General features: G+C 66.3%; 4 protein-coding genes and 1 pseudogene. All 5 read left to right on the top strand.

The genetic code is table 11. The annotated features are described in order from the left end of the window. Positions 1-372: 372 nt before the first annotated feature. The 5 genes and pseudogenes from D7V88_RS45610 to D7V88_RS39390 all read left to right on the top strand — a co-directional run bounded on the left by D7V88_RS45610 (position 373) and on the right by D7V88_RS39390 (position 3,532). Complete coding sequence (locus D7V88_RS45610; protein ID WP_120545665.1) at positions 373-804, top strand: helix-turn-helix domain-containing protein; 432 nt, start codon at positions 373-375, stop codon at positions 802-804. Continuing rightward, positions 714-1,331: pseudogene (locus D7V88_RS44920) on the top strand (IS630 family transposase); the annotation flags it as partial. The gene D7V88_RS45610 and the pseudogene D7V88_RS44920, both read left to right, overlap by 91 nt. A gap of 201 nt (positions 1,332-1,532) precedes the next feature. Next, the gene (locus D7V88_RS39400; RefSeq protein ID WP_158625260.1) at positions 1,533-1,760 is read left to right on the top strand and encodes a hypothetical protein; all 228 of its coding nucleotides are present in this window, start codon (positions 1,533-1,535) and stop codon (positions 1,758-1,760) included. Positions 1,761-1,823: 63 nt separating this feature from the next. Then, positions 1,824-2,381 (top strand): lytic transglycosylase domain-containing protein, encoded by a 558-nt coding sequence (locus D7V88_RS39395; protein WP_120545662.1) that lies wholly within the window; start codon positions 1,824-1,826, stop codon positions 2,379-2,381. 35 nt (positions 2,382-2,416) lie between these two features. Continuing rightward, positions 2,417-3,532: a replication protein RepA gene (locus tag D7V88_RS39390; RefSeq protein ID WP_120545661.1), complete on the top strand. Its 1,116-nt coding sequence runs from the start codon at positions 2,417-2,419 to the stop codon at positions 3,530-3,532. The last annotated feature ends 682 nt before the right edge of the window (positions 3,533-4,214 follow it).

The raw sequence follows: 4,214 nt of genomic DNA, 5'->3' as shown, positions 1-4,214 counted from the left end.
TGCCACAGGCGCTGGCGCCGCCGCCGCGCGGGCCAGGGGCAGCGCACCCTTGCGACGTGCGCCCACCGAGGCCACCAGCGCGCGTCCCATGGTCGCGGGCGACTTGGCCGTTGAAGGCTCTGCCATCTCGCAGTCCCTCACGGCCGCGCTCCTGCTAGCGCAGCACGGCGGCCACCACGGTGGAGGTGGCGCAGCCCCATCACCGCGCTGCTGGCGCCCGCCTACTCTCCAGGCCGATCGGGAATCGCGCTCCGTCGTTTACAACGGTGCTCGTGGATGTTGATGGCGCGAAGCAAGGAGCGCAGCCCTGGCCTGGTCCAGCCCAGAGCGCAGGAGCGAGGTCGTTGGCTCCGGAGCCCATAAATTGGGGCGATGGGCGCTCCAATTTCGATGGACTTGAGGCAACGCATTCTCGGTGCGTACCTGGCGCACGAGGGGAGCTGGGAAGAAATCGCCAAGCGGTTTCGGGTAGGGGTCGCGACGGTTGATCGACTCGTCGGCCGCTGGAAGCGCACGCACTCCATCGCTCCACTGCGTCCCGGCCCTCGGCCCCACTTCCGAATTCCCGATTCGCAGTTGGCCAGGGTGAAGCGACTGCTGGACGCCAAACCCGACGGCACGACGCAGGAGATTGCGGATGCCTACGCAGAAGCGACGGGCGTACGCGTGAGCCGGCCTACCATGGGGCGCGCCTTCCGGCGCCTGGGCTACACCCGAAAAAAAAGTCACTCCTCGCCTCCGAGCGACGGCTGGCGAAGAGTCGCCAAGCGCGAAGGAGGTATCTGGGTAAAGCCGCCGGGCTGAAACCTTCGCACCTCCACTTCATTGATGAAACCGCTGCCACCCTCAACATGACTCGCCGCTATGGGCGTGCTCAGCGAGGGCAGCGAGCACGCGGCTACGTGCCAATGGGACGTCGGCAGGTCCTCACGATGATTGGGGCTCTGACGCTCCAAGGCGTAGGACCCGTGCTGACCTTCGAGGGTGCCACCAATGGAGAACGCTTCGAGACCTACGTCCGAGAGGGGCTGTTACCCGTCCTCAAGCCCCACGATGTCGTTGTCATGGACAATCTCAGCGCCCACCACCGGCCCGCTGTCGAGACGCTCATTCGCAGCCGCAAGGCCCACCTTCTTTTCCTGCCGCCCTACAGCCCCGACCTCAACCCCATCGAGTCGTGTTGGCTGAAGGTGAAGACGCGCCTGCAAGCCATCGGCGCACGAACACACGCCTCCCTCATTGAGGCCATGCGAGAGGCCCTCTCGGACGTGCGGCCGCAAGACGCAGCCGCTTGGTTCGCCTACTGCGGCTACCCGCCTCAACCGCCGTGATCACCGTGCTAGCCCACGCCGCACTCACAGCGCAGGGGCTGGTCGCTCACGCGGCCAGCCCCTTTTCATTCCACCTTGCCAAAAACGCCCGCCTGCACTAATTAGTGCAGAATCCGCATCATTTAGTGAATGTCGCTCGCAGGTCGTCGTCACAAGGCTACTCCCCGCCACTGACATAGGTGCCCGATGATGTTCTTCGCCATGCTGCCCATGATGCTGATGTCCCTCATGCTGAAGGCCGCGACGTGGAAGCCGAGCCTGACGGTGGGCCTCGTTCTCGGATTCGGGCTGACGAACTACATGCACGTGCGCCAGGTGGAGGCTCCTGCGAAGAAGGAGCCCACCGTGCAGACGGTGACGGCGCGAGGCCAGGCCAAGGCCCGGGCGCCTCAGGCGGCTCCGGCCGCGGACCTCTTCGGCGACTTCTAGGCCAGCACCTCCCCATCCCCTCTCCTTGAGCAGCGCCCGCCTGGAAGGGCGGGCGCTTTTTCTATGCCCTCACTCCTGCTGTTCCTCCTCCTGGCGTCGGCCCCAGCTTCTGACTTCTCGGCCCCCACGCCCTTCGAGGCGGAGATTCAGGCGGCCGTCGTCGCTGTCCGAGGCACCTTCGCGGTGCCCCCGGAGCTCATCAAGGCCGTCATCCGACAGGAGAGCGCCTTCAACCCCCGGGCCTTGTCGGCGGTGGGCGCAATCGGGCTCATGCAAATCATGCCCTTCAACGCCGCCCGCCTCGGCTTCACCGTCGAGGAGCTGTGGAAGCCGGCGCGCAACATCCTCGCCGGAGCGCGGCTCCTGGCCGTCCTCCTGCGCCACTACGAGGGGGACCTCATCAGCACGCTGGTGGCCTACAACGCGCGGCCAAGGCCGCAAGGCGCCGCTCTCCCCGACAACGGCGAGACGCCTGCCTACGTGGCGGCCGTGCTGAAGAACCTTGCCTCTTACAAGGCTGTAGCACCGCGCCCAGGCCCAATTTCCGGCCCGCAGACGTCTGCCGGCGCGCAAAAGGCACCGGCGACGATGATCCGCCACTTCCGATCAGGCGAGCGGTGATCAACGATGATCCGGCGGCCCGAGGACCTGCGCCCATGAGCGACTCCAACTTCAGAAGCCCCGACCTGTTCGACTCGGTTGGAATCTCGCTGCAGAGGCCGGCGCAGCACCAGGACACCCTACTGCGCCAGGCGCGGCTTCTCTCCGACGATGCGGACAGCGCCTCTGCCGGCACCAACAAGAAGAAGTACGACAACCGGAAGCTGGGAGCGAAGAATCTCCGGAAGGTCGTTCAGGTCGTCGAGGATGTGCGAAGCGTCGCGCCCTATGACGCTGGCGAGCTGGGCTTCTACTCGCAGATCCTCGTGCAGACGTCATTGCCCCACAAGAATCCGGGTGACGACCTCCCGGCATGGTCGAGGGTCAACCGGAATTTCACGCTGACCATCAACAACACGTCCTATTTCGACCCCGTCCGAAAGGAGCACGTCAAATACGGCCTGCCCTACGGCACGCTCGCCCGCCTCATCTTCGCGTGGATGGGCACGGAGGCGGTGCGCACGCGCAACCCCAAGCTGGAGCTGGGGGACACCTTCGGCAACTTCCTGCAGAAGCTGGACATCCAGCGCACCGGGGGCGCCCGCGGCACCTACCAGGCCGTGCAGAACCAACTGACGCGACTCATCCACTCTCCCATCAGTTGGAGCTTCAATCCGCCGCAGGACCGGGATGGGAGCTGGAAGCCGCGCCCGGCGGCCGACCAGGGGCAGAACATCTTCCCCATCGAGTCGCGCAACCTCCTGTGGGACCCGGCTCGGCCGGATGAACGCGGGCTGTGGACCAGCGAAATCACCCTGAACCAGATTTTCTACAACCACCTGCTGCGGCACAACGTGCCGGTGGACATGCGGGTGATTCGCGAGCTGGCCCGCCTCCACTCCTCGCTGGGCATCGACATCTACACCTGGGTGACTTTTCGCGTGCACGAGCTGGAGGCGCCCACACGGGCCATTCCGTGGCGCGCGCTCGCGGCCCAGATGGGGTCCTCTCACAAGGACATGAGCGAGTTTGCCAGGGACTTCAAACGCAACTGGCAGAAGGTGCACGCGCTCTACCCGCAGGCCAACCTGGAGTTCGTCCAGGGTGGCTTGCGCCTGCACCCGAGCCGCACGCACGTGCTCAGTCTGCCGGCGACCACCAAGAAGGACTGACGCGGCTCCAGCTCCTCCAGCCAGTCGCGTCGGCCGTGTTACGGCTGCACTCCTCTTGGCGGCCGTCGGGTAGGCCCTGCTCGATGCAGCAGTGTGTCGCAGGTCCACCGCGGGCATCCACATGCAGGCGGGCTTCCACCTACGCCGCTCCAGCGACCTGGTCCGGGATGAAGGACCGGCTCCCGGCCGGTGATGCCGCCGACTGGCGGCCACGTGGCGCCCACGAACGGGTGCGGCCGTCCCTTGGATGTTGACCTCTTCCGAGGAGCGCCTGCTCCGGATCCACCGAGTGCTGCTCGCCCAGGCGCGCTGCTCAGACTCCTGACGGGCGCTACGCCCCGCTCTTTCGCTCTGGCGTCGAGGGGCGGGAAAGCCCAAGGCAGTGCCCTCTCCGTCGTGCGTAGGGCCCGCTGAGCGCGTTCCTGGAGGACTTTCGGGGGACGGACGCTACCAGCCTCCCCGCCCGAGAGCTTTCGGAGCTGCTCCGTGCCCTCTCGGCCGCATCACCGACGCCGCTTCCGCCTCCAGTTGCCCACGCAGCATCACCCCGGAACAGCAGTTATCCACGCAGCGTCACCCCGGAACCCATCGCAGCGTCACCCCGGAGAGCGTCGCAGCATCACCCCGGAACGGCAGTTATCCACGCAGCATCACCCCGGAGCCCATCGCAGCATCACCCCGG

It is taken from the genome of Corallococcus terminator (assembly GCF_003611635.1).
Lineage (GTDB): Bacteria > Myxococcota > Myxococcia > Myxococcales > Myxococcaceae > Corallococcus > Corallococcus terminator.
Note: the sequence above shows the minus strand (reverse complement) of the source record. Positions and strands in the feature narration are given on the sequence as shown.

What these genes read in the sequence shown, in the direction of transcription:
- D7V88_RS45610 (WP_120545665.1), top strand. Translation starts at nt 373, where the DNA reads ATGGGCGCTCCAATTTCGATGGACTTGAGGCAACGCATTCTCGGTGCG.
- D7V88_RS39400 (WP_158625260.1), top strand. Translation starts at nt 1,533, where the DNA reads ATGCTGCCCATGATGCTGATGTCCCTCATGCTGAAGGCCGCGACGTGG.
- D7V88_RS39395 (WP_120545662.1), top strand. Translation starts at nt 1,824, where the DNA reads ATGCCCTCACTCCTGCTGTTCCTCCTCCTGGCGTCGGCCCCAGCTTCT.
- D7V88_RS39390 (WP_120545661.1), top strand. Translation starts at nt 2,417, where the DNA reads ATGAGCGACTCCAACTTCAGAAGCCCCGACCTGTTCGACTCGGTTGGA.